Annotated in this window: 27 protein-coding genes; 8 read left to right on the forward strand and 19 right to left on the reverse strand. The window is 61.2% G+C overall.

Annotated elements, in window-relative coordinates:
* Positions 1-86: 86 nt before the first annotated feature.
* Both AC1DJO_RS23180 and AC1DJO_RS23185 read left to right on the forward strand, forming a co-directional pair.
* Positions 87-1,643: an arylsulfatase gene (locus tag AC1DJO_RS23180; RefSeq protein WP_477973095.1), complete on the forward strand. Its 1,557-nt coding sequence runs from the start codon at positions 87-89 to the stop codon at positions 1,641-1,643.
* Between the two features lie 336 nt (positions 1,644-1,979).
* Positions 1,980-2,201, forward strand: a complete 222-nt coding sequence (locus AC1DJO_RS23185) for a hypothetical protein (protein ID WP_477949756.1) — start codon at positions 1,980-1,982, stop codon at positions 2,199-2,201.
* Between the two features lie 13 nt (positions 2,202-2,214).
* On the opposite strand, the gene AC1DJO_RS23190 is transcribed toward AC1DJO_RS23185, so the two are convergent.
* Positions 2,215-2,448, reverse strand: coding sequence for a DUF982 domain-containing protein (locus AC1DJO_RS23190; RefSeq protein WP_112517002.1), 234 nt, complete (start codon positions 2,446-2,448; stop codon positions 2,215-2,217).
* 176 nt (positions 2,449-2,624) lie between these two features.
* On the opposite strand from AC1DJO_RS23190, the gene AC1DJO_RS23195 reads away from it, so the two are divergent.
* The gene (locus AC1DJO_RS23195) at positions 2,625-2,837 is read left to right on the forward strand and encodes a hypothetical protein (RefSeq protein WP_477328495.1); all 213 of its coding nucleotides are present in this window, start codon (positions 2,625-2,627) and stop codon (positions 2,835-2,837) included.
* Between the two features lie 3 nt (positions 2,838-2,840).
* Here the strand turns inward: AC1DJO_RS23195 and AC1DJO_RS23200 are convergent, their stop codons facing one another.
* From AC1DJO_RS23200 to AC1DJO_RS23225, 6 genes are all read right to left on the reverse strand, one after another.
* On the reverse strand, positions 2,841-2,990 hold the full coding sequence (locus AC1DJO_RS23200) for a hypothetical protein (protein WP_477949755.1): 150 nt from the start codon (positions 2,988-2,990) through the stop codon (positions 2,841-2,843).
* Between the two features lie 64 nt (positions 2,991-3,054).
* Positions 3,055-3,348 carry a helix-turn-helix transcriptional regulator gene (locus tag AC1DJO_RS23205; RefSeq protein WP_477973097.1) on the reverse strand — a complete coding sequence of 98 codons (294 nt, stop codon included), beginning with the start codon at positions 3,346-3,348 and terminating at the stop codon, positions 3,055-3,057.
* Positions 3,349-3,379: 31 nt separating this feature from the next.
* Positions 3,380-4,633: an O-antigen ligase family protein gene (locus AC1DJO_RS23210; RefSeq protein ID WP_477973099.1), complete on the reverse strand. Its 1,254-nt coding sequence runs from the start codon at positions 4,631-4,633 to the stop codon at positions 3,380-3,382.
* The gene (locus tag AC1DJO_RS23215) at positions 4,630-6,189 is read right to left on the reverse strand and encodes an undecaprenyl-phosphate glucose phosphotransferase (RefSeq protein WP_112389628.1); all 1,560 of its coding nucleotides are present in this window, start codon (positions 6,187-6,189) and stop codon (positions 4,630-4,632) included. The genes AC1DJO_RS23210 and AC1DJO_RS23215 overlap by 4 nt, the downstream gene beginning before the upstream one ends.
* A 66-nt stretch (positions 6,190-6,255) precedes the next feature.
* Positions 6,256-7,419: a glycosyltransferase family 4 protein gene (locus tag AC1DJO_RS23220; protein ID WP_477973101.1), complete on the reverse strand. Its 1,164-nt coding sequence runs from the start codon at positions 7,417-7,419 to the stop codon at positions 6,256-6,258.
* Between the two features lie 6 nt (positions 7,420-7,425).
* Positions 7,426-8,001 (reverse strand): polysaccharide biosynthesis/export family protein, encoded by a 576-nt coding sequence (locus tag AC1DJO_RS23225; RefSeq protein WP_112389630.1) that lies wholly within the window; start codon positions 7,999-8,001, stop codon positions 7,426-7,428.
* Positions 8,002-8,192: 191 nt separating this feature from the next.
* Here AC1DJO_RS23225 and AC1DJO_RS23230 point away from each other — a divergent pair, with 191 nt between their 5' ends.
* Positions 8,193-10,337 (forward strand): GumC family protein, encoded by a 2,145-nt coding sequence (locus AC1DJO_RS23230; protein ID WP_477973103.1) that lies wholly within the window; start codon positions 8,193-8,195, stop codon positions 10,335-10,337.
* A 3-nt stretch (positions 10,338-10,340) separates the two neighbouring features.
* Here AC1DJO_RS23230 and AC1DJO_RS23235 read toward each other — a convergent pair whose 3' ends face one another.
* Together AC1DJO_RS23235 and AC1DJO_RS23240 are read right to left on the reverse strand one after the other, a co-directional pair.
* Positions 10,341-11,579 (reverse strand): GNAT family N-acetyltransferase, encoded by a 1,239-nt coding sequence (locus tag AC1DJO_RS23235; RefSeq protein WP_477973105.1) that lies wholly within the window; start codon positions 11,577-11,579, stop codon positions 10,341-10,343.
* 121 nt (positions 11,580-11,700) lie between these two features.
* Positions 11,701-11,910 carry a DUF2842 domain-containing protein gene (locus AC1DJO_RS23240; protein WP_112389633.1) on the reverse strand — a complete coding sequence of 70 codons (210 nt, stop codon included), beginning with the start codon at positions 11,908-11,910 and terminating at the stop codon, positions 11,701-11,703.
* Between the two features lie 113 nt (positions 11,911-12,023).
* Between AC1DJO_RS23240 and AC1DJO_RS23245 the strand changes: the two genes are divergently transcribed.
* Together AC1DJO_RS23245 and AC1DJO_RS23250 are read left to right on the forward strand one after the other, a co-directional pair.
* Positions 12,024-13,127, forward strand: a complete 1,104-nt coding sequence (locus AC1DJO_RS23245; RefSeq protein ID WP_477973107.1) for a COX15/CtaA family protein — start codon at positions 12,024-12,026, stop codon at positions 13,125-13,127.
* Between the two features lie 159 nt (positions 13,128-13,286).
* Positions 13,287-13,694, forward strand: coding sequence for a DoxX family protein (locus tag AC1DJO_RS23250; RefSeq protein ID WP_112389635.1), 408 nt, complete (start codon positions 13,287-13,289; stop codon positions 13,692-13,694).
* A gap of 2 nt (positions 13,695-13,696) precedes the next feature.
* On the opposite strand, the gene AC1DJO_RS23255 is transcribed toward AC1DJO_RS23250, so the two are convergent.
* The 4 genes from AC1DJO_RS23255 to AC1DJO_RS23270 all read right to left on the reverse strand — a co-directional run bounded on the left by AC1DJO_RS23255 (position 13,697) and on the right by AC1DJO_RS23270 (position 16,855).
* The gene (locus tag AC1DJO_RS23255; protein ID WP_477973109.1) at positions 13,697-14,482 is read right to left on the reverse strand and encodes a sulfite exporter TauE/SafE family protein; all 786 of its coding nucleotides are present in this window, start codon (positions 14,480-14,482) and stop codon (positions 13,697-13,699) included.
* 57 nt (positions 14,483-14,539) lie between these two features.
* Complete coding sequence (argC, locus tag AC1DJO_RS23260) at positions 14,540-15,463, reverse strand: N-acetyl-gamma-glutamyl-phosphate reductase (protein WP_477973111.1); 924 nt, start codon at positions 15,461-15,463, stop codon at positions 14,540-14,542.
* Between the two features lie 80 nt (positions 15,464-15,543).
* Positions 15,544-16,497 (reverse strand): agmatinase, encoded by a 954-nt coding sequence (gene speB / locus AC1DJO_RS23265; protein ID WP_477973113.1) that lies wholly within the window; start codon positions 16,495-16,497, stop codon positions 15,544-15,546.
* On the reverse strand, positions 16,487-16,855 hold the full coding sequence (locus AC1DJO_RS23270) for an antibiotic biosynthesis monooxygenase family protein (RefSeq protein ID WP_112537446.1): 369 nt from the start codon (positions 16,853-16,855) through the stop codon (positions 16,487-16,489). Before AC1DJO_RS23270 ends, speB begins: the two co-directional genes overlap by 11 nt.
* Before the next feature lie 163 nt (positions 16,856-17,018).
* Between AC1DJO_RS23270 and AC1DJO_RS23275 the strand changes: the two genes are divergently transcribed.
* The gene (locus AC1DJO_RS23275) at positions 17,019-17,396 is read left to right on the forward strand and encodes a VOC family protein (protein ID WP_477973239.1); all 378 of its coding nucleotides are present in this window, start codon (positions 17,019-17,021) and stop codon (positions 17,394-17,396) included.
* Between the two features lie 9 nt (positions 17,397-17,405).
* Here the strand turns inward: AC1DJO_RS23275 and AC1DJO_RS23280 are convergent, their stop codons facing one another.
* From AC1DJO_RS23280 to AC1DJO_RS23300, 5 genes are all read right to left on the reverse strand, one after another.
* Entirely contained in the window at positions 17,406-17,702 is a 297-nt protein-coding gene (locus AC1DJO_RS23280) for an addiction module antidote protein (protein ID WP_112516987.1), read from the reverse strand.
* Position 17,703: 1 nt separating this feature from the next.
* Positions 17,704-17,973, reverse strand: coding sequence for a type II toxin-antitoxin system RelE/ParE family toxin (locus tag AC1DJO_RS23285; protein ID WP_477973115.1), 270 nt, complete (start codon positions 17,971-17,973; stop codon positions 17,704-17,706).
* Positions 17,974-18,095: 122 nt separating this feature from the next.
* Positions 18,096-18,563, reverse strand: a complete 468-nt coding sequence (gene rpsI / locus AC1DJO_RS23290; RefSeq protein WP_112389640.1) for a 30S ribosomal protein S9 — start codon at positions 18,561-18,563, stop codon at positions 18,096-18,098.
* A gap of 2 nt (positions 18,564-18,565) precedes the next feature.
* Positions 18,566-19,030 (reverse strand): 50S ribosomal protein L13, encoded by a 465-nt coding sequence (gene rplM, locus AC1DJO_RS23295; protein ID WP_112389641.1) that lies wholly within the window; start codon positions 19,028-19,030, stop codon positions 18,566-18,568.
* A 221-nt stretch (positions 19,031-19,251) separates the two neighbouring features.
* The gene (locus AC1DJO_RS23300; protein WP_477973117.1) at positions 19,252-19,683 is read right to left on the reverse strand and encodes a PaaI family thioesterase; all 432 of its coding nucleotides are present in this window, start codon (positions 19,681-19,683) and stop codon (positions 19,252-19,254) included.
* 74 nt (positions 19,684-19,757) lie between these two features.
* Here AC1DJO_RS23300 and AC1DJO_RS23305 point away from each other — a divergent pair, with 74 nt between their 5' ends.
* Positions 19,758-20,591 carry an enoyl-CoA hydratase gene (locus AC1DJO_RS23305; protein WP_477973119.1) on the forward strand — a complete coding sequence of 278 codons (834 nt, stop codon included), beginning with the start codon at positions 19,758-19,760 and terminating at the stop codon, positions 20,589-20,591.
* Here AC1DJO_RS23305 and AC1DJO_RS23310 read toward each other — a convergent pair whose 3' ends face one another.
* Positions 20,592-21,428: an EamA family transporter gene (locus AC1DJO_RS23310; RefSeq protein WP_112389644.1), complete on the reverse strand. Its 837-nt coding sequence runs from the start codon at positions 21,426-21,428 to the stop codon at positions 20,592-20,594.
* Positions 21,429-21,687: the final 259 nt, after the last annotated feature.

A 21,687-nucleotide genomic window follows, 5' to 3' on the forward strand; every position in this document is an offset into this window, starting at 1 on the left:
CGAAAATGCCAGCGTCGGATTACGCTCAGTAACGCCATGTCGATCACTCCAGAGCCCCCGCTGAAACCACAGGGGATGATTGAAACATGGGTCAATTCTCAGTGATATTTACCCGAAGTCCCGGGTCAGCTCTCAGCGCAAATCAACAACCGAACGTTCTAATCATGTGGGGAGACGATATCGGACAGTCAAACCTCAGTTGCTACACCAGGGGCCTGATGGGCTACAAAACGCCCAACATCGACCGCCTTGCGAGCGAAGGCATGATCTTTACGGACTCCTATGCGGAGCAGAGTTGCACGGCGGGCCGTGCCGCCTTCATAACCGGCCAGTGCGGTCTGCGGACCGGCCTGACTAAGGTCGGCCTTCCCGGCGCTGAACTGGGCCTCAAGGCCGAAGACATCACCATTGCTCAAGCCCTCAAGCCGCTCGGCTACCGGACCGGGCAATTCGGCAAGAACCATCTGGGCGACCGCGACGAACATCTGCCGACGGTGCACGGCTTCGATGAGTTCTTTGGCAACCTCTACCACCTCAATGCCGAGGAGGAGCCTGAGGAAGTCGATTACCCGAACGCGAAGGACTTCCCCGAGTTCAGGAAGAAATATGGCCCCCGCGGCGTCCTCCATTGCTGGGCGGATGGAAAAGGCGGTCAGAAGATCGAGAATACCGGCCCGCTGACGAAGAAGCGTATGGAGACCTGCGACGACGAGTTCCTGGCTGCTGCCAAGAAATTCATCAAGGCTGCCCACGACGCCGGCGAGCCGTTCTTCGTCTGGTTCAACACGTCACACATGCATGCCTGGACGCATGTCAAACCGGAGAGCCGCGGGCAGTCCGGACGTTGGCAGTCGGAATATCATGACGTGATGATCGATCACGACAAGTGCATCGGCGAGATGCTCGACTTCATCGACAAACTTGGAATTGCCGACAATACCTTCGTGCAGTACAGCACCGACAACGGTCCGCACATGAACACCTGGCCGGATGCGGGCATGACTCCGTTCCGGTCCGAAAAGAACACAAGCTGGGAAGGCGCCTATCGCGTTCCATGCATGGTTCGTTTTCCAGGCCATATCAAGGCCGGGTCGGTCTCGAACGGGATCATCAGCCACCAGGACTGGTTTCCGACAATTCTTGCCGTAGCCGGCGAGCCGGATATCAAGGAAAAGCTGAAGAAGGGCCACAAGGTCGGCAATACGACATTCAAGGTCCATCTCGACGGTCACAACCTGCTTCCCTATCTGACAGGCAAAGAGGCCGAGAGCCCGCGCAAGGGCTTCATCTACTTCACCGATGACGGCGACGTCGCGGCGCTCCGATACGACAACTGGAAAATGATGTTCATGGAACAGCGTGTCGAAACGACGCTCAAGATATGGCTGGAACCGTTCGTCGTGCTGCGCACGCCGTATATTTTCAATCTGCGGATGGATCCATACGAACGCGCGATACAGACCTCCAATACGTTCTACGATTGGATGTTCCGGCACATCTACCTGCTTGTGCCGGCCCAGGCAGGCGTGGCGGAATTCCTGTCATCGTTCAAAGAGTTTCCGCCCCGGCAGAAATCTGCGAGCTTCAGCCTGGATCAGGTGCTCGAAAAGATGACGGATGCATCGGCCAGCGGTGGGCATTGAAGCTCTGACGCCAGGCTGTATAGCGCCGAAGCGATGAAAGAAATGGTGCCTCGGCCGACAAGGCCGGGGCACATCCGCCTTAACGAGAAGGCATCGGTATACCGTGTTTGGATCGGGCATAGGATGGGCAACTGGCGCCTCAAGTCGAGATCAAGGCGGCGAGGCTTGCCTTCCGCGCGACGCTTTCGTCAGGGTAGCCTGCCGTATTCTTCTTTATAGCGTCCGCGCCAACCCCACCAAATTTGGCCGTGGCGAATTGTGAATAGTCCTCGCCTTTTCTCCGCTGCGGGCCGTATTCTTTCACCCATGCGCCATGGCGGCGTGCTGGGGACGGCCATGACCGATCGCAGATTTGATGACAGTCCGCGCGGGCAGCTTGCCGAGGCGTTTCAGGCCCTGTCCGAGGCCGCGGTGCGCGCCGGTTGGGGTGAGGGCGATGTGGCGCGGGCGCTGTGCGAGCTTGCCGAGGAATATCTGATCGAGATCAGCGGCAAGGCGATCACCGATGGCGCTCTGCATCCACGTCTGGCGGAGGTGATCCCGATCCGCAAACACTAAAGTGTGATCGGAGCTATTCCAGCAGTCCTGCCGTGCGAACGGCGGTGATGAAGGACAGCCGAGCCTTTCCGGCGCTGATCAGCCCATCGAGCGCGTCGAGGCAATGCTGCATGGCGATGCGGTATTCGCGGCCGCGCTTGCCCGGCCAGCGCTTCAGGAATTCGACAGCCTCCCAGGCGGTGGAAATGATAAGGTCTGCGGTCGCGGATTTGACGCGGACGGGGGAGGGGAAATTTCTCTGACTCATGACACGATCTTCGATACTGAACGGAACCTGCCAGCAAACGCCCGCCCGCTGGCTTTGTTCCCGATAAATTTCCTGCAGTTGCAAAGCGTGAGATCGGCGCGCATAGTGATCGCGTTCCCGATCCATTCGTGCCGTTGCGGATGTCCCGCATCAGGCCTTCATGAAGTGCTGCTGCGATGCTCGCCACACCCATCCATCCGCGCGACCTGCCGTTATTTTCGGAGGATCTCGACGTGATCTCGAATGTTCTGGATGAAGTCTGCGAAGATCGCGGCGTCGGCCGCCGCACGCAGGAAGCCGAGCGCCTCGGCGCCGTGATGATCCAGCTCTACCGTCAGGGCGTCAGGGACGGCGCAAAGCTTGCCGCCCTGACCAAGGCCTACCTCTGAAAACTACTTCTGCTCGACGGAAATGCCGTTCTGGCCGATGCTGAGCTCGACGCCTTCAGGCTTGCTTTCTTCACGGTAAATATAGGCACCTAGGCCGACGACGACGACCAGCAGGGCGCCGATGACGAAATAAAGTCCATTGCTACGATTCAAGATGTTTTCCCTCAACGCGTTGATTGCGCGGCGGAAAACGCATGAGAACCGGTTTGGTTCCGTCTCAGTCGTCGTTGGTGGCGTTAAGCTCTTCCGGCCTCAGCCCGTCATCGCCGTTCGGGCGGGCTTTCAGCCGCACGCCGGGGCCGCCTTCGTCATGATTGCCGCTGGCGATGAAGACGATTCCGGCAGCCTCGAGCGCATGCTTGGCGGCGAGAAATGCCTGCGGTTCACCCGTGCCGGTGCCATGTTCGAGAGCGGAGACCGTCTGCGTCGAGAGCCCGGCGGCATCGGCCAGTTCCTCGATGCTCATGCCGGCCATGGCGCGCGCGCCGCGTATCTGTGTTCCTGTGATCATCAGAGGAATTGTAGCGCGGACGGCGCGCTTCTCAAGTGGCGCGGGCTGCGGTATCGCCAGACAATTCACGCTGGTAGCGGTGCTCCAGAGCTGAACATCCCCAGACGATCCCGAACAGCAGATAGACGTGGCGCCAGTGGTCAATGTCGATGACGTTGCCGATCGTCGCATGGCCGATGACGCAGATCCAGGCGATCATCAGGAACGGCTGCCAGGGGCGGTCCTTCAAGAGGTTCTTGAAGCCGAGATAGATGGTCCAGATCAGCATCGACACATAGGTGACGAAGCCGAGCCAGCCATAGGTCGTCAGGCATTTCAGCCAGATATTGTGCTCGTCCTCGGGGAAGATCGTGCCGAACACCATCGGGCCGATGCCGAACGGCCGTTCCATCATCATCTGGAAGCCGATGCGATGGCGGTCGAATCGGCCGAGATATTCGCCGTCATATTGCTGGACGAGCTGCGCGCGGGTGCTGAAGAGGTCGGCGACCTGCGGGATCTGCAGGGCGATCACCAAGGCGGCGACCATCAGGATGACGGCGGTCATCGACATCAGCAGGATCTTCAGGCGAAAGGCGCCGGTGCGCTCCTTCAGCAGCATCACGAAGATCAAAATGACAATCGTCAGCAGGAACAGGCCCCAGGCGGCGCGCGAGAACGACAGGAAGACGCCGAGCGCCAGGATCAGCAGCGCGAAGGCGCGGATCGGTGAGCTCAAGAGGCTGCGCGTCAGCATCCCGTGCACAAGATAGAGGGAAGGGGCGACGAGGAACGGGCCGAAGACGTTCGGATCCTGGAAGGCGCCCTTGGCGCGGTCGTAGAGGGTGAACACCTCGGAGCCGGGAAAGGCGTTAAAATAGCCGAGAATGCCGAGCGCAGAGGTGATGACAGCGGCAAAGACCCAAGCGTTGAAGATCAGCACAAGGCGCTTGGCATTGTCCTCGATGATCGCCGCATAGAAGACCGAGGTCAGCGCCAGAAAGGTGGAGACCGCCACATACATCGGGCCGCCGGTCATGTCCTTCATCTGCGTCAGCGACAGCATGCCGCCGACATTGAAGGTGAGGAGCAGGGCAAGCAGGATACCGCTGTAGCGCGAGATGCGAAGGCCGAGGATGAACCAGATGCCTGTGAGGCCGGCCATCCAGAGCTCATAGGGCGCGGGCTCGTCGATGACGAAGCCCGAGAGGAACACGCCGAAGGCAACCATCGCCGAGCCGATCAGCCGCAGCGTCACGCGCTGCGGGTCGGAGACGCGCGCGTATGTCGCCTCGATCGCGCTCAATAGGCGTTTTCCGTGTTCAGCAGCCGGATCGGCGTCAGGAACAGGATCTTCAGGTCGAACCAGAGCGACCAGTTCTCGATATAGTAGAGATCGTAGGCCGTGCGGAACTTGATCTTGTCGTCGTTGTCGACTTCGCCGCGCCAGCCGTTGATCTGCGCCCAGCCGGTGACGCCGGGCTTGACGCGGTGGCGGGCGAAATAGCCTTCGACGACATCGCCGAAGGCGCGGTCGCGGGCCTGGGCGAGAACGGCGTGGGGGCGTGGGCCGACCAGCGACAACTCGCCGCGCAGCACGTTGAACAGTTGCGGCAGTTCGTCGATCGACGATTTGCGGATGAAGCGGCCGACAGGGGTGACGCGCGGGTCGCCCTTGGTGACGGCGGCCTTCGCCGTCGGATCGCTCAGATGCGTGTACATCGAACGGAATTTGAAGACGTTGATGATCTCGTTGTTGAAGCCGTGGCGCTTCTGCATGAAGAACACGGGGCCCTTCGAGGTCAGCTTGATGGCGATCGCCGTGGCGACCATCACCGGCCAGAGCAAGAGCAGCGCCAGCGATGCGAAGAACAGGTCGAAACCGCGCTTGGCAACCGAATCCCAATCCTGGATCGGTTTCTTGAAGATATCGAGCATCGGCACGGTGCCGACATGCGAATAGGCGCGCGGGCGGAAGCGCAAGCGGTTGGCATGGGCAGCAAGGCGGATATCGACAGGCAGAACCCAGAGCTTCTTTAACAGCTGCAGGATGCGTGCCTCGGCGCTGAGCGGCAGTGCGATGATCAGCATGTCGATGCGCGTCAGGCGGACGAATTCGACGAGCTCTGCGACGGTGCCGAGCTTCGGATAACCGGCGACCATGATCGGCGAGCGCTTTTCGCCGCGGTCGTCGAAGATGCCGCAGATGCGGATATCGTTGTCGGGTTGCAGCTCGAGCAGGCGGATCAGGTCTTTCGCCGGATCGCCGCCGCCGACGATCACGGCGCGCCGTTCCATGACGCCGTTGCGCGCCCAGTTGCGGATGCCGTAGGCGACGAGGAAGCGGGTACCGATGAGAAAGAGACCGGAAAGCGAGAACCAGGCCAGATGGATCTGGATCTGCGTCAGCGATACATCGCGCACCAGCGCGAAGATCAGCGCCGTGACGATGAAGGCTGCGCCCCATGACAGGAAGATCCGCGGCAGCAGCCGGACGCGCGAGCGTAGCGCCGGGATCGAATAGGTGTCGCTGATCTGCAGGCTGATGACCGCAAGAGCCGCTGCCACAAACGACATAGCTACGCGTGCGCCAAAACTTTCGCTGCCGTCGCCCGGCCAGATCAGGAATGCCAGCAGGCCGATCAGGAATTGCGAGGCGAATTCGAACAGGCGGAACTGGCCGATGATGATCGAAGGCGAATGTGTGCCTTCGCGGAACTGCTCGGCGATCTGCAGCGCATAGGCGTTGATGGTCGCGGCCTCGTCCGGCTTTTCATCGCCGTCGCCACGCACGTTGATGTCCGAAACCCGCTTTCGCAGCGTATCGACGTCGAACTGATCGTTCTTTTCTGCCTTGTTCATGAGGCTACCGCCGCTCGTTGATACGAACGGCTTAACACCAAGCCCCTAAGAAAGATTTACGAGATCTTATATATTTGCCGGCTGCGGCGTCCTACCCACGAGCTCGTAGTATAGTTTCAGAACATCCTTGGCCATCACAGGTGCGGAGAAAACCGCTTTGACGGCGTCTGCCGACGGCATGGTCTGCCGCCCCCATCCGGGCTTGGCGATTGCTTCCGCCATCACCCGTGCCAGATCACCGGCGTCGCCTGGCGCCACCAGCGCGCTGCTGTCCTTGCCGAGCACTTCCGGGATGCCGCCGACACGGCTGGCGATGACGGTCTTGCCGGCGCCGAGTGCCTCGAGAACAATATAGGGCATGGCTTCGGCGCGCGAGGGGACGACGACATTGTCGGACATGGTGAAGGCGTCCTGCACCCGCATCGCCGGCAGCATGCTGATGCGTTTTCCCAGCCCGCGCTCGACCATCATGTCGCGGTATTTGTCGCGGTCAGGGCCGTCGCCGATCATCAGCGCCGAGAGCGGCCGCCCGGCCAGACGCTCCGTCCTGGCAAAGGCATCCACAAAAAGATCGGGACCCTTAAGGTCCCTGAGCATGCCGATATAGATGAACTGGACGGCGTCGGATCGGGTCGGGATCACCTGGAAGTCGCGCTCCCCGATGCCGTTATAGATCAGTCGCGTCTTGGTCTTCGGCTTGCCGACCTTCTTCATGTAGGTGTCGCGCTCGTATTCGCAGATGAAGACGAGCGCGTCGGTCAGATATTCCTGCAGCCGCTCCATCTTGAGCACGAATTGCCCGAGGAGCGAGGTGCGGGAATAATGCAGGCTTCCGCCATGGGCGGTATAGAGGCGGGCTACGCGATACCTGTTCACCCGCAGGGCTGAGCCAACAAGCCGCGCGAGCACACCGCCTTTGGCGCCGTGTCCGTGCAGCACATCAGGCCGCAAACTTTTAATCGTCTTGTATGTATCCCAGATAACAGGGATATCCGAGATGCCGGGCGCGCGGCGGATCGGCACGCGCGTCAGCCCCAGCGAAAGATAGGGACGGATGTCGTCGAACAGCCGGTCCTCGTGCTCGCCGCCGGTCGAGCTGTCGCAGAGAATGCCGACCTCGTGACCCGCTTTGCTGTGCTCCTCGACGAGATCGCGGACATGGCGAAAAATGCCACCGACCGGTGACCTGAAGCAGTGAATGATGCGGAGAGGCCGTTGTTCGTCTGCCATATGGGATCAGAACAGCCGTTCGCGGACGTAGATGGTGTCGCCGGCAATGATGGCGGACGAGATGTTGACGCGGCCGGTGATGACCTGGCCGTTGATCTTGCGTGTCACGTCGACGCTGGCCTGATTGGCGCGGGAAGAGAAGCCGCCGGCCACCGCAATGGCGTTCTGCACGGTCAGGCCTGGAACATAGGCATATTGGCCGGGCTGGCCAACTTCACCCATGACGTAGATCGAACGGTAGCGATCGACATCGATGGTGACGTCAGGATCGCGCAGATAACCCTGCTTGAGCTTGGCGGCAAGCTGGCCGGACAGCTGCTGCAGCGTGCGGCCGCGGGCAGGAACCTGACCGACGAGCGGGAAGGCGACATAGCCTGCCTGGTCGACGGTGTAGCTGTTGGTCATGCTCGGCTGATCGAAGACGGTGATCCGCAGCCGGTCGCCGCTATCCAGCGTATAGGGCTGGATCGTCGCCTGCTGGAAAGCCTTCGGCGCCGGCTTATAGGTGTTGCAGCCGCTCAGTACCGCGGTCATCGCGGCAAGGCTCAGGGCCAGAAACATCTTGGGCTTTGCGAAAGGCATTCGACTGTGCTCACAGGAAACGAACTTGGTCCCTGCCGTTATCAATCCGTTAGGGTTAATGCCCGGTAAAAATTTGCAGGATTTTTTGGAAGGCGGCAGGTTTAGGCGCCTTACTTGGCCAGCCGGTAATTAACGCTTGGGTTACTATAGTCGTTTACCCTTCGCCACACCTTTGTTCTTGGAGTGCGAGTATGTCCGGCGTAACGGGTAATCAGGATGTCGATATCGATCTTGGCCAGCTTGTCCGTGCGGTATGGGAACGGCGGCTCAAGGTCGTCGCGATCACGCTGGTCGGGGCAGGGGTCGCTTTTGCCGGTGCCAAGATGATTGCTCCGAAATACCGCGGCGAAACGCGGTTGCTGATCGAACAGCGCGCACCGGCCTTCGCCAATACCCAGTCCGCCGACGCAAATGCCGGGCCGCTGCTGGACGAACTGAACATCGCCAGCCAGGTGCAGCTGCTGCAATCCGCCGATCTGATCAAGAAGGTCATCAATAGCGAGAAGCTTTACGAGCTCCCAGAATTCGACGAGGCCGCCAACGGTTCGGCGCTGACCGATATCCTGATTGCGCTGCATCTGAAGAAGAACCCGGCCGAGAACCCGCCGGAAGAGCGCGTCATCGATGCGTTCATCGAGCGCCTGCAGGTCTTCCAGGTGCCGGGTTCCCGTGTCATCGGCATCAACTTCACCTCCAAGGATCCGAAGCTCGCCGCCCGCATCCCCAATGCGATGGCCTCCGTCTATCTCGCCACCCAGAGCGGTGCGAAGCTCGATTCCAACTCCGAAGCGACCCGCTGGCTGGAGCCGGAGATCGAAAGCCTGCGTCAGAAGGTCAGCGATGCCGAGCAGAAGGTTGCCGAATACCGCTCGGTATATGGCTTGCTGCCCACCAATGGCGGCAGCAATTTCCCGACCCAGCAGCTGAACGATATTTCAGCCGAGCTGACGCGCGTCCGTGGCGAGAAGGCCAATGCCGAGGCCCGCGCACAGGCCGTCCGCAATGCTCTGTCGTCGGGCGCACCGTCCGATACGCTGCCGGATATCATGGCATCGCAGTCGATGCAGCGGCTGAAGGGCACTGAGTCCGGCCTGCAGTCGCAGATTTCCGATCTGAGCACATCGCTGCTCAACAACCACCCGCGGCTTCGCAGCCTGCGCGCACAGCTCGCCGACATCAAGACGCAGATCCGCCAGGAGACGCAGAAGATCCTCACCAGCATCGAGAACGAATCGAAGGTCGCCGATCTTCGTGCCGCCGAGCTCGAGCGCCAGTCCACTACGCTTCAGCAGAATAGCGCCAAGGCCGGTGAAGACGAAGTCGGCCTCAATGCCTTGCAGCGCGAAGCCAATGCCCAGCGCCAGCTGCTCGAGACCTATCTCGTCCGCTACCGCGAAGCCGCCTCTCGTGCCGACAGCAATTCCAGCCCGGCCGATGCCCGCGTCGTTTCCAAGGCTGTCCAGCCGGTCGATCCCTATTTCCCGAAGGTCGTGCCGATCGTCATCGTTGCCGCTTTCGCAACGCTGATCCTCACCTCGATCTTCATCATGCTGGCAGAGCTTTTCAGCGGCCGCGCACTGCGCCCCGTCGGTGCATCCGCCGTCCCGGCCGCTCGGACCGAAGACGAACCTCTCGCCGTTGCTGCGCCGGTCAAGTCCAAGCGCGCGGCGCCGAGCATGCTGTCTGCACACGAGGAAGAAGTGGCCGTCGAAGAGCCGGCAGAAACCGTAGAGCCCGCTGACGACAACGAATTCTCGATCGGCTCCGTTGCCGAATACCTGACCAGCAGCCGCGCGCCGCTGGCAATCGCCATATCACCCGTTGGTGACGATGGATCGGCGGCAACCGTCGCACTGGCCCGCAAGCTATCGACGTCCGGCCAGCGCACCATTCTGGTCGATATGACCGGCTCTGGTTATCCGACGGTTCTGATGGCCGAAGATCTGGAAGCGCCGGGCGTGACCGATCTGCTTTGCGGCGTTGCCGCTTTCGGCGATACGATCCACGGCGACCGCGCCTCGGACGCCCATCTCATTCCGCAGGGGACCAGTGATGTGCGCCAGGCCATGCGCGGCGCCGACCGGCTCTCGCTGCTACTGGATGCGCTGATGTCGGCCTACGATATCGTCGTCGTCGAATGCGGCGCGGCCGATGTGGCCGGCGTCTCGCGCCTGACCCGCAGCAAGGATGTCGAAATCATCCTGTCGATGCCCGAAGTGCTTGAGGACGAGTTCGTCCATGCCATGACGGAGTTCGAAAAGGCCGGCTATCAGCGCGTCGTGCTGATGTCGGGCGGGGAATCTGCCGAGCCTGATGTTGCCCGCCACGCGGCGTGACGATCAGACACCGCTTCTGGCGCGAACGCGCTGGGCGGCACGATAGAAACCCGGCCGGGCCTTGATGAAGGCCTTGCTTCTGGTGATGGCGCGATGCGCCGCGCCGGCGATCGATCCCTTCAGCGACAGCGGCAGAACCGCATCATAATGGCTGGTTTCGACAGGCGCCCAAGAGCGCTTGTAGGTCTGGTCGCCAAGGCCGAAGTCGAAGAGCGATACGCCCTTGCCCTGCAGCCCCGATATCATCTGCCAATAGAGAAATTCGCCGGGGCTCGAATCCGGCACCAGGCTCTCATCGATCGCGCCGAACTGGCAGATAATGTGATCACCCTTGCGCGAGATGCCTGAAACCGCGGCAATCTTGCCCGCAAGCTCGCCTTTCAGCCGCAGCGCATGCATTTCCAGGCCGTAGTCGCCGCCGTCGCGAATATCGATAAGGCCCTGCAGGAAGGCCTTGGTTTCGGCATCGGCAAAAACGTCCGGCAGGCCCAGGGTGCGGAAGCGTTCCGCCTTTTGCTTGAAGAACAGGTCGAGCAGCGCGTGCTGTTCGGCAGGCGCGCCCCCATCCACATAGTCGAACCCGCCGACAGCCTCCAGCCGCTTCGACTGGACGCGGAACTTCTTGCGGCGGCTCTTGGCATTCACCTGCTTCAGCGTTGCCTCGAAATTGTCGAGCAGCGGCAGCTGATAGGCATGGTTCTGGTTTTGCACCGTCGGCAGCAGGCCGAGAGGGTTTCGCCGCCCGCGCCATTCTAGCGGAATGTTCTGCAGCAGCAGAAGATCGGCTTTGCCCTGCAGCGCCTGTTTCAGGATTTCGGCAAAGCGCTGCGGATCGAGATCCTCGAAGGCTTCCACGAAATGTTCGGAAAACAGGCCGGTGTTGATATTGCTGTGATCGGCGCCGATGAAGCGGGCGATCCGGACGCCGTGGCTGCTATCGATCTCGACCGGCAGGATGAAGGCAACCTTGCCATGCGTACTGCCCTTGAGGATTGCCAGCGGCCGTTTGTAGGCGCGCACCCAGGAGCGGCACCATTCATAGCCCTGATGCAGAGAGGTGAGGTGGTCTTTCTCCAGCGTCCGCCAATCGCGCTCCAGCGGCTCCATCGCATCGTGGACGCTTACATCCAGTTCGGCGATCGCCAGCTTGGCGCTGAGCGACCTCAGCCGCGAAATGCCTGCATCGGCCTTGTCTGCGTCGTCGAGCGGCTGCTGGTCGGCATCTAGCTTCTGGGTCCGCACGGGAATTCTCCGGTCAAGATTGCTTGCCAGAGGATATAGCGCTGCGGAGCCTATCGAGGATTTAAACGCCGGCCGTGGCGCGTGTTTTTCCGCCGATCACGGTTATCTGCGCGTTAATGCGCTATTGCTGCCTCGGCCCGGCCATCCACTTGATGATCAGCATAGCGGGAAGCACCCAGAGCATGCCGGTCAGCGCGAAATAGAGCAGGTGGCCCCACCACGGCGCTTCGCCAAGCGTAGCGACGGCGATCGTATTCGCGATCAGCGCATAGGCGAGCACGAGGACGATGATCAGGATCGTGCCGATGAATTTGCGCAGGCGAACGGGCATATCAATTCAATCTTCCGGGTTGCTTGGACAGCGCGACGGCATGCCGCAAATGTTCGGGGCTTGTTTTGCATGAGCCGCTGGGGCAAATCAACTGCCGTAACGAAGGAGCAATCATGGCCGTCGCGAATATGACCACCGAGCAGGCAATCCGGGGCGAAGTCCGCAAGCAGGACCGCAACCGCCGCGCCATTCGCATCTGGCTGGGTTTCGTGCTTCTGGCGCTCTTCTGTCTGGTGCTGGTCGGGGGCGCCACGCGGCTGACCAATTCTGGCCTGTCGATCACCGAATGGAAGCCGATCCACGGCGTCATCCCGCCGCTGAATGCCACGGAATGGGACGAGGAATTCAAGCTCTACCAGCGCATTCCCGAATTCCAGCAGCTGAACAGCGACATGACGGTCGAAGAGTTCAAGGGCATCTTTTGGTGGGAGTGGGCACACCGGCTGATTGCTCGCGGCATCGGCGTCATCTTCGGCCTGCCGCTTCTCTATTTCTGGATCACCGGCAAGGTGGAGCGCCGCCTGCGCTGGCCGCTCGCCGGAATTCTGGCGCTCGGCGGTCTGCAGGGCTTCATCGGCTGGTGGATGGTGTCCTCCGGTCTCTCCGTGCGCACCGATGTCAGCCAATACCGTCTTGCGACCCATCTGGTCATGGCCTGTCTGATCTTTGCCTCCTGCATGTGGATCATGCGGGGGCTCTCGCCGCATTCCGATGATGCAGCGCCGACGCAGAGCTCCAGACGCTGGGCGGCCGTGATCGCCATTTTCGCGCTGTTCCAGATCTATCTCGGCGCGCTCGTCGCCGGTCTCGATGCCGGTTTCACCTACAATACATGGCCACTGATGGATGGTTCCGTCGTTCCCGGCGATCTGCTGATCCAGCAGCCTGCCTGGATCAACTTCTTCGAGAACCCGAAGACCGTTCAGTTCATCCACCGCATCGGCGCCTACACGCTGTTTGCGCTGACGCTGATCAACATGGTGATCGCCCTGCGCGCCGCACCGGCAACGACGCATGCGCGCCGCGCCGTCGTGCTCTTCGCGCTGGTGACCATCCAGGCGGCGATCGGCATCACCACGCTGCTGCTGCACGTGCCGCTACATTGGGGCCTGCTGCATCAGGGCGGCGCGCTCGTCGTCTTCGGCTTCGCCATCGCCAACTGGCGCGGCTATTACGGCGAGTTCTCGCGGCAGACCACGATCGCCGAACGCGACTGACGCCTATTCGTGTCCGCATGTTTCAAGCCGCGGTGCAGATGCTCCGCGGCTTTTTCGATTTTGCCAGAAAATTCGCATGCGTCATTGTCGGGAACCCTCGCCACCATCCGTCCTTGTGGCATAGTTCACATGGCTGCGGCCGCAAAAGAGGGTAGGACAATGGGTAAGACAATCGCAATTCTCGTGGCACGGCTGATTTTCGGCGGCCTGTTCGTCATGGCGGCAAGCTTCAAATTCATGGATATGGGAGCGACCGCCGGTTATATCGCCGCCGCGGGTTTTCCGCTGCCGCTGTTGCTCTCCTGGATCGCCGCCTTCTTCGAAGTCGGGCTTGCTGTCGCGCTGCTGAGCGGCGCCTTCTTCAGCGAGGCGGCGCTTGCTGCCGGCGTCTATGTGATCTTCCTTGCTTTCGCGTTCCACGGTCCGAACCGCTGGGAAGGCAACCAGGCCGAATTCGGCTTCTTCGTCGATCACTTCACATTTCTTGCTGGGCTGCTGTTTGCCTTTGCGCATGGCCCGGGCGAAAAGCTGAGCGTCAACCTTGGCCTGTTGCGCAGGCCTGCCTGACGTTAGCGCAGGATGCCGTCCAGCGCAGGCATGCCGAAGATCGCCGATGCGGCGATCAGCAGATAGCAGGTCAGGCGGAAGGTGCTTTCTTTCGCCAGGCCGAACAGCTTCGAACCGCCGTAGAGGCCAGCCGCATAGGCCGGAAGAATGACGATCGTCAGCGCAAACACCGCCTGCACGAACAGGCCGCCTACGTAGTAGCTGATCGTCGTGAAAATGCTGGAGATCGAGAAGTAGAAGATGACGTTGGCGCGCACGCGCTGAAAGTTGCTCTTGCCCCCGAGCCAATAGGCGACGACGGGCGGCCCGCCGAGCTGGGCCGCACCGCTGAAGAGCCCGGCAAGCAGGCCGACGCCGGAACTCAGCGGTGCCGACGGCTCGCCGTGATAGCGCCAGCCGGAGACCAGAAGCGCCAGCAGGCAGATTGCCGTGCCGCAGATGATCCAGCGCAGCACCAGCGGATCCATCAGCGTCAGCACGACCGTTCCCGCCGGAACGCCAAGTACCGCACCGGCCGCCATGACGAAGACCTCGCGCCGGTTCGAATTGCGCCAGGCATCCGGGATCATGCCGAGGGTCGCCAGGCCGTCGATCACCAACAGCACCGGCGAGATCAGCTTCGGCCCGACGATCGCGCCGCCAAGCGGAATGAAGATCAGCGCCGCCCCGAAACCGGAAAAGCCGCGCGCCAGTCCGGCAATGAAGGCGAACGCTATCAGCGCGTGAACGCCGTGATCCGGCAGCGCGGATGAAAGCCAAGAGGAGAGAGCGTCGAAGGAGAGGTGCATGGTGGCCTGGACATATGCGGAGGGAGGCGGCCGCGCCAGACGCGGCCACCCGCCAAATCACGCGCCGATCATCAGGTCCATGTTCTGCACGGCAGCACCCGAGGCACCCTTGCCGAGATTGTCATAGACGGCGACCAGCAGCGCCTGTGCATTCGCATCATTGGCGAATACATGAAGGCGCATACGGTTGGTGTCGTTGTAGATCTCGGGGTTGAGATCAGGCGTCCGTTCGGTGTTCTCGAACGACGCCACCTCGACGACACCCTTGATACCGGCAAAATAGTCGGCGAGCGCCGCATGGATTTCAGCGCCGGTCGGCACCTTTTCCAGATGCGACAGCTGCAGCGGCACGGTGACGACCATGCCCTGCGCGAAATTGCCGACGACCGGCTGGAAGAACGGCACGCGGCCGAGCTTGGCATAGCGCTGCAGCTCCGGCAGGTGCTTGTGCTTGAAGCTCAGGCCGTAGGGCATGTATTCAGGCGCGTCTTCACCCTTGGCGACATAATCCTCGATCATCGTCCGGCCGCCGCCGCTGTAACCCGAGATGCCGTTGACGGTGACAGGGTAATCGGCGGGCACGAGACCGCCTTCGACGAGCGGACGCAGCATGGCGATCGGGCCCTGCGGCCAGCAGCCCGGATTTGCGACGCGCTTGGCCGAGGCGATGACACCGGCTTGATCCTTGCTGAGTTCCGCAAAGCCATAGGCCCAGCCTTCGGCAACGCGATGCGCCGTCGAGGCGTCGATCACCTTGGTGGTGTCGTTCTCGATCAGGCTGACGCTTTCCTTGGCGGCATCGTCAGGCAGGCAGAGGATCGCGACATCGGCCTTGTTCAGAAGCTCGGCGCGGACAGCCTTGTCCTTGCGGCTTTCGGCCGGGATCGACAGCAGTTCGATATCACGGCGGCCAGCCAGGCGCTCGCGGATCTGCAGACCCGTCGTACCAGCTTCGCCATCGATGAATATCTTCGCTGCCATGATAATCCTGCGCTTTCAATGAGTTCTGGACTGTTCCGGAATCAGTTTGCCATGAAGTTGAATCAGTTTGATAACAGCCGTCATTTGGCGGCTGCGCGCCTCTCGGCGTGAAGGCCCAGCATATACATCGCGACCGTCGCCCCCGCAATGGCGGTGACATCGGCATGATCGTAGGGCGGGGATACCTCGACGACATCGGCGCCGCGAATATCGAGCTGATGCAGCCGCTGTAGAACGGAGAGGATTTTGGCGCTCGACGGGCCACCCGCAACCGGCGTGCCGGTGCCGGGTGCGAAAGCCGGATCGAGGCAATCGATATCGAAGGTCAGATAGGCGGGAGCACCCTTCGTGTGCGAAATGATCGTCGAGGCGATCTCCGAGGCGCTCATGTCCTCGACCTGATGGCCGTAGAGGATGGCGATGCCACAATCATCAGGCGCATGGGTGCGGATGCCGACCTGGATCGAACGGTCGGGATCGATGATGCCGTCGCGCACCGCGCGGGCGACGAAGGAGCCGTGGTCGATGCGCCCGGCATCGTCGAGCCAGGTGTCCTGATGCGCGTCAAACTGGACCAGCGCCAGCGGTCCATGCTTGGCCGCATGCGCCTTGAGGATCGGCCAGGTCACGTAATGATCGCCGCCGAGCGTGAGCATGAAGGCGCCGCTGTCGAGGATCGCGGTCGCCTGACGCTCGATCGCTGCAGGGGTCTCCTGATGATTGCCGTAGTCGAGCAGGCAGTCGCCATAATCAACGACGGCCATATCGGCGAAGAGGTCGCGGTTGAACGGATACTGCGGATCGTTGTCGAAGATGGCCGACGCCCGGCGGATCGCCTGCGGCCCGAAGCGTGTGCCTGGGCGGTTGGAGACGGCGGCATCGAAGGGAACACCCCAGACGGCAACGTCGACGCCCGCAAGATCCTTGGTAAACCGGCGGCGCATGAAGGAGAGCGCGCCGGCAAAGGTCGGATCGCTCGCTGCCGATGTCAGGCTGGTCGCGGTAAAGGCGTGGTCGATGGTCTTATTGGCCATTGGGGCTCCCTTCCTCCGGGGCGGTGAATTCATAGGCGCGTTCGACGCGCGCGATGCGAACCTTGTATTGCCTGTACCAGCGATCGCGGCCGATACGCTGCGCGGCGAGGTGGCTGGCGACCTGTTTCCACGCCTTCAGGCTTTCCTCGTCGGCCCAATAGGAATTGGTGATGCCGAAGCCATCCGCATCCCGCGCACTCTCGGCCCCGAGACAGCCCGGCTGCTGCAGCGCAAGCTCGGCCATGCGATCGGCCATCGCCTCATATCCTTGATCTCCCGCGGTGCGGATCGAGGAAAAGGTGACGACGTAGTAGGGCGGCTGCGGGGTCTCGGCAAAGGGTGAGGGTGGAGTCGGCATGGCAATTCCTCTTCGGCAAAAGGCCTAGGCGAGGATTCAGCCGATTGCAAGTGAGAGGCGGCGGCCCTGCCGCCGCCTCCATGGTTGCGACGCTCGGTCTGCGTTGACTTCATCCATCGCTTCAAAGAAGCTTGGTTCAACCGAAGAGGAGAGACTGATGGGCATGTTCGATCACGTATCGATCGGAGTGAAGGATCTCGAGAGATCGCGCCAGTTCTACGATGCGTTGCTGGCGCCGCTCGGCTATGAGCGGCTGTCGAATTTCGATGGCACGGTGGGCTATGGCGCCGACAAGCCTGCTTTCTGGGTCAGTCAGGTGGCGCGCCCGGTTCCCGCCGATCGCAGCTCGGGCCTGCACTTTTGCTTCACGGCACCCAGCGAGGAAGCTGTCAACGCGTTTTATGCCGCCGGCATGGCGAATGGCGGCGAAGACAACGGCACACCGGGGATTCGCCCGGACTACGGCCAGTTCTACTACGCGGCCTTCATCATCGATCCGGATGGCTACCGGCTCGAGGCGTTCTTCTTCAAACCGGAGTGAACCGCGATTTCACGCGGCATCCTTGCCAGGTGAGATCGAGATTTTCAGGCCAAGGGCTTTGATGACGCCGAAGAATGTCGAAAGGCGCGGGTCGCCTGTTTCGCTGAGGGATTTGTACAGCGCCTCGCGGGTGACACCGGCCTCCTTCGCGACCGAGGTCATGCCGACGGCGCGCGCGACGTCACCGAGCGCGTGGGCGATAAGCGCGGGATCACCATCCTCAAAGGCTGCTTCGAGGTAGACGATCTGCTCTTCCGGTGTCTTCAGGTGGTCCTGGATATCGAAGCGGGTGGTTTCGAGGGGCATCTCAAATCTCCTTTGCCAGCTGTTTCGCCAGAGCAATGTCGCGGCTTTGCGAGGATTTGTCCCCGCCGCATAAAAGGATGACGATCGTGTCACCCGTTCTGGTGAAGTAGACGCGATAGCCGGGACCATAGGCTATGCGCATTTCGCTCACGCCGTCTCCGACAGGTTTCACGTCGCCGGGATTTCCGAGCTCCATGCGGCGGATGCCCGTGACGACGCGAAGGCGGGCATTCGCATCGCGCAGTTCGCCAAGCCATTTGGCGAATGGCACTCTGGCGAACCTCGATCATCTGTGAATTATAATTCACGATGCCGATAAGTCAAAAGGTTCGCAGAAAGCAAAAAGGCCGGGCAAAAGCCCGGCCTTTCCGCAAAGCAGTGTCCGAAAAGCGATTAACGCTTCGAGAACTGGAACGAACGGCGGGCCTTGGCCTTACCGTACTTCTTACGCTCGACGACGCGGCTGTCGCGGGTCAGGAAGCCACCCTTCTTCAGGACCGGACGCAGGCCCGGCTCGAAGTAGGTGAGGGCCTTGGAGAGACCGTGACGAACGGCACCGGCCTGGCCGGAAAGACCGCCGCCTGCAACCGTTGCGATGATGTCGAACTGGCCATCGCGGGCAGCAGCGAAGATCGGCTGGCGCAGGATCATCTGCAGAACCGGACGTGCAAAGTATTCAGTGAATTCCTTGCCGTTGACGATGATCTTGCCGGAGCCGGCCTTGAGCCATACGCGGGCGACAGCGTTCTTGCGCTTGCCGGTCGCGTAGGAACGGCCAAGCGAGTCGACCTTACGGACGTGAACCGGAGCAGCTGCTTCGGAAGACGTGCCGAGATCCTTCAGGGAGGAGAGGTCAGCCATTCTTAGGCGCTCCTTACATTCTTTTTGTTCAGCTTGGCGACGTCGAGAACGACGGGCTGCTGTGCTTCGTGAGGATGGTTGGAACCAGCGTAAACGCGCAGGTTCTTCATCTGGCGACGACCGAGCGGGCCGCGCGGAACCATGCGCTCAACAGCCTTTTCGAGAACGCGCTCCGGGAAGCGGCCTTCGATGATCTGGCGAGCAGTACGTTCCTTGATGCCGCCGGCATAGCCGGTGTGCCAGTAGTAAACCTTGTCGGAATACTTCTTGCCGGTGAAGACGACCTTGTCTGCATTGATGACGATGACGTTGTCGCCGTCGTCAACGTGAGGCGTGAAGGTTGCCTTGTGCTTGCCGCGCAGACGCATAGCGATTACGGAAGCGAGACGGCCAACGACAAGCCCTTCGGCGTCGATGATGACCCACTTCTTCTCCACCTCTGCAGGCTTCTGGGAGAAAGTTGCCATAGTAGTTACTCTCTTTTGGATCCCTTATGCCCGAAGGCGAAGGGCGTTTCTTGTTGCTTGGTTTGGTGTCCGGAGACGGCCAAAAAGAAAGCAGCCCGGAAAGGCTGCGTTCTGGCGGTGTGTATAAAGGCAACCCCTGCCCGGGTCAACATCGAGCAATCGGCCATCTGAAAAAATAGACAAGCAATATCAATGCGATAGGTATATGGTATTGTAATACCTCATATTTCCCGGGGTGGAATCGAGTAAGTGGCGGTGGCGTGCGCGATCAATTCGCTCTCATCGCGCTGAAATATCGATGCCTCGATCACTGCCAGACGCCTGCCGAGCTTGAGAATCCGGCAGGTGCAGAAGGTGGGTTCCAGCTTCGGGAATCTGAAAAAATTGATGTTGAGATTCGTGGTGACGGCGAGCGCCACGGGGCCGATATGCGAGAGCACTGCTACATAGGCGGTGACATCCGCCAGGGTGAAGAGCGCCGGTCCTGAAATCGTGCCGCCGGGCCGCAGATGCCGTTCGGCCGGGTCGAGCCGCATCGAAGCCTTGCCGGGCGCGATGTCGATCACCTTGAGCACCCGCCCGTCCATATGGATCTGCGGAAAGTCCGTCTCCAGAAAACGGTGGACCTCGTCGATCGTCATGACCGGTTGCATCTGTTCACCTCGAAATTGCCGGCGCGCTGTGGCAGAACATCTAGCACGAAAGATGATTGCAGGGAGTTAGACCAATGGCCGAAGTCGTTTCCTTCCGGAAAGATCCAGACAAGGCGGCCGGGGCTGCGCTGGTGCTGCGCCAGCTGAATGACGGGGTTCTCAGGCTCACCCTGAACAATCCGCCGGCCAATGCGTTGTCGATCGCCGTCATGGAAACGCTGATGGGCGAGTTGCAGGCCGCCGGCGAGGATTCGTCGGTGCGCGTCATCATCATCGCCTCTACCGGCAACATCTTCTCTGCCGGGCACGACCTGAAGGAGCTGACGGCGCATCGCGCCGATGCCGATGATGGCGTTGCCTTCTTCGAGGAGAGCTTTGCGCTTGCCGCCGATCTGATGCTCGAAATCACCCGTCTGCCGAAACCGGTGATCGCCGAAATCGACGGTCTGGCGACCGCCGCCGGCTGCCAGCTGGTTGCGTCCTGCGATCTGGCGATCTGCACCGACACCGCGACCTTCTGCACGCCGGGCGTCAATATCGGCCTGTTCTGCTCGACGCCGATGGTTGCGATATCCCGGGCCGCGCATCGCAAGCAGGCGATGGAAATGCTGCTGACCGGCGAGACCATCGACGCCTCGACCGCCAAGGACTTCGGCCTCGTCAACCGCATCGTGCCGAAACAGTACCTGACGCAGGTGGTGACGAAATACGCCTCCGTCATCGCCTCGAAGTCACCGGAAGCGATCCGCATCGGCAAGGAAGCCTTCTATCGCCAGCTCGAAATGCCGGTCGAGGAAGCCTACACTTTCGCCGCCGAAGTCATGGTCGATAGCATGCTGACGGCCGACGCGGAAGAAGGAATCGACGCCTTTCTCGGCAAGCGCATGCCTGTCTGGCCGGAGGAGTGACTACCCGAGCTTCAAGATCAGCCCGCCCATGGCAATGATGACGCCGGCGAGGTAGCGCCAGGGGCTGGCGCGCTCTTTTAGCACGACGACCGAGATCACCAGTGCGAAGAGGATCGAGGTTTCGCGCAGCGCGGCGACCGTTGCCACGGGCGCCTTGGTCATGGCCCAGAGCGCCAATCCATAGGAGGCGATCGAGCCAGAGCCGCCAATCAGGCCGCGCCACCAGTGAACGCGCACGTGGATGGCGACCACGCGGGCGCCGCGCCGCGATATCGCCCAGGCAAACAAGAGCACCGGCGGCAGCAGCGACATCCACAGCGTATAGGAGATCGCATTGCCGGATATCCGTGCGCCGATGCCATCGACATAGGTGTAAGTGGCGATCACGCAGGCATTGATAAGGGCCAGCATGATGGCGTGGCGGCTGCCGTGTCTGGCTTCGAAGGCCAGCGTCAGGATGCCGGCGCAGATCGTCATCGTTCCGATCAGTGCGCCGCCTGACAGCGTTTCGCCGAGCACGAAGCTGCTTGTGGCGGCGATCAGCAGTGGTGCGCAACCGCGCATCAGCGGATAGACGAGCCCGATGTCACCGGCCCGGTAGGCACCGGCAACCAGCTGGAAATAGGCAAATTGCAGGATGGCGGAGACGCCGATGAACGGCCAGGCCGCAGCATTCGGCAGCGGCAGAAATGCCAGGAAGGGAAGTGCAGCGACTGCGCCGCCTGCAGAGATCAATGCCGCGTCGAGCGACTTGTCGGTGCCTGCCTTGATGATGGCGTTCCATGTCGCGTGGAGAAGGGCGCCGAAGAGAACCAGAAGAATGACGTCGAGGGGCAAGATCGCAAACCGGAGCGGGGAGGCGGGAGAACATCAGCGGTATGAGCTTCGCCACGCCGAAAATCAATGCGCCCGGATTATTTTGCAACCTGACGCTATGATTATCGCCGGGAACGGTGTCGCAGGCGAGGAGATTGGAGCTGCGTCGGACCCTTCCTGCGTGCACTCCCGATGCGTTTATTTTTATTCCCGCCACTCAACTGTGAGGTGTCTCTAATATATGCGGGAACGAAGCTGGCTTAAAGAAAAAACAAAAAGT

Source organism: Rhizobium sp. 05N430 (assembly GCF_056396985.1).

Excerpts from the sequence above, each read along its gene's own strand:
- AC1DJO_RS23180 (WP_477973095.1), top strand. The coding sequence starts at position 87 with ATGGGTCAATTCTCAGTGATATTTACCCGAAGTCCCGGGTCAGCTCTC.
- AC1DJO_RS23185 (WP_477949756.1), top strand. The coding sequence starts at position 1,980 with ATGACCGATCGCAGATTTGATGACAGTCCGCGCGGGCAGCTTGCCGAG.
- AC1DJO_RS23190 (WP_112517002.1), bottom strand. The coding sequence starts at position 2,448 with ATGAGTCAGAGAAATTTCCCCTCCCCCGTCCGCGTCAAATCCGCGACC.
- AC1DJO_RS23195 (WP_477328495.1), top strand. The coding sequence starts at position 2,625 with ATGCTCGCCACACCCATCCATCCGCGCGACCTGCCGTTATTTTCGGAG.
- AC1DJO_RS23205 (WP_477973097.1), bottom strand. The coding sequence starts at position 3,348 with ATGATCACAGGAACACAGATACGCGGCGCGCGCGCCATGGCCGGCATG.
- AC1DJO_RS23215 (WP_112389628.1), bottom strand. The coding sequence starts at position 6,189 with ATGAACAAGGCAGAAAAGAACGATCAGTTCGACGTCGATACGCTGCGA.
- AC1DJO_RS23220 (WP_477973101.1), bottom strand. The coding sequence starts at position 7,419 with ATGGCAGACGAACAACGGCCTCTCCGCATCATTCACTGCTTCAGGTCA.
- AC1DJO_RS23225 (WP_112389630.1), bottom strand. The coding sequence starts at position 8,001 with ATGCCTTTCGCAAAGCCCAAGATGTTTCTGGCCCTGAGCCTTGCCGCG.
- AC1DJO_RS23230 (WP_477973103.1), top strand. The coding sequence starts at position 8,193 with ATGTCCGGCGTAACGGGTAATCAGGATGTCGATATCGATCTTGGCCAG.
- AC1DJO_RS23240 (WP_112389633.1), bottom strand. The coding sequence starts at position 11,910 with ATGCCCGTTCGCCTGCGCAAATTCATCGGCACGATCCTGATCATCGTC.
- AC1DJO_RS23245 (WP_477973107.1), top strand. The coding sequence starts at position 12,024 with ATGGCCGTCGCGAATATGACCACCGAGCAGGCAATCCGGGGCGAAGTC.
- AC1DJO_RS23250 (WP_112389635.1), top strand. The coding sequence starts at position 13,287 with ATGGGTAAGACAATCGCAATTCTCGTGGCACGGCTGATTTTCGGCGGC.
- AC1DJO_RS23255 (WP_477973109.1), bottom strand. The coding sequence starts at position 14,482 with ATGCACCTCTCCTTCGACGCTCTCTCCTCTTGGCTTTCATCCGCGCTG.
- argC (WP_477973111.1), bottom strand. The coding sequence starts at position 15,463 with ATGGCAGCGAAGATATTCATCGATGGCGAAGCTGGTACGACGGGTCTG.
- speB (WP_477973113.1), bottom strand. The coding sequence starts at position 16,497 with ATGGCCAATAAGACCATCGACCACGCCTTTACCGCGACCAGCCTGACA.
- AC1DJO_RS23270 (WP_112537446.1), bottom strand. The coding sequence starts at position 16,855 with ATGCCGACTCCACCCTCACCCTTTGCCGAGACCCCGCAGCCGCCCTAC.
- AC1DJO_RS23275 (WP_477973239.1), top strand. The coding sequence starts at position 17,019 with ATGTTCGATCACGTATCGATCGGAGTGAAGGATCTCGAGAGATCGCGC.
- AC1DJO_RS23280 (WP_112516987.1), bottom strand. The coding sequence starts at position 17,702 with ATGCCCCTCGAAACCACCCGCTTCGATATCCAGGACCACCTGAAGACA.
- rpsI (WP_112389640.1), bottom strand. The coding sequence starts at position 18,563 with ATGGCTGACCTCTCCTCCCTGAAGGATCTCGGCACGTCTTCCGAAGCA.
- rplM (WP_112389641.1), bottom strand. The coding sequence starts at position 19,030 with ATGGCAACTTTCTCCCAGAAGCCTGCAGAGGTGGAGAAGAAGTGGGTC.
- AC1DJO_RS23300 (WP_477973117.1), bottom strand. The coding sequence starts at position 19,683 with ATGCAACCGGTCATGACGATCGACGAGGTCCACCGTTTTCTGGAGACG.
- AC1DJO_RS23305 (WP_477973119.1), top strand. The coding sequence starts at position 19,758 with ATGGCCGAAGTCGTTTCCTTCCGGAAAGATCCAGACAAGGCGGCCGGG.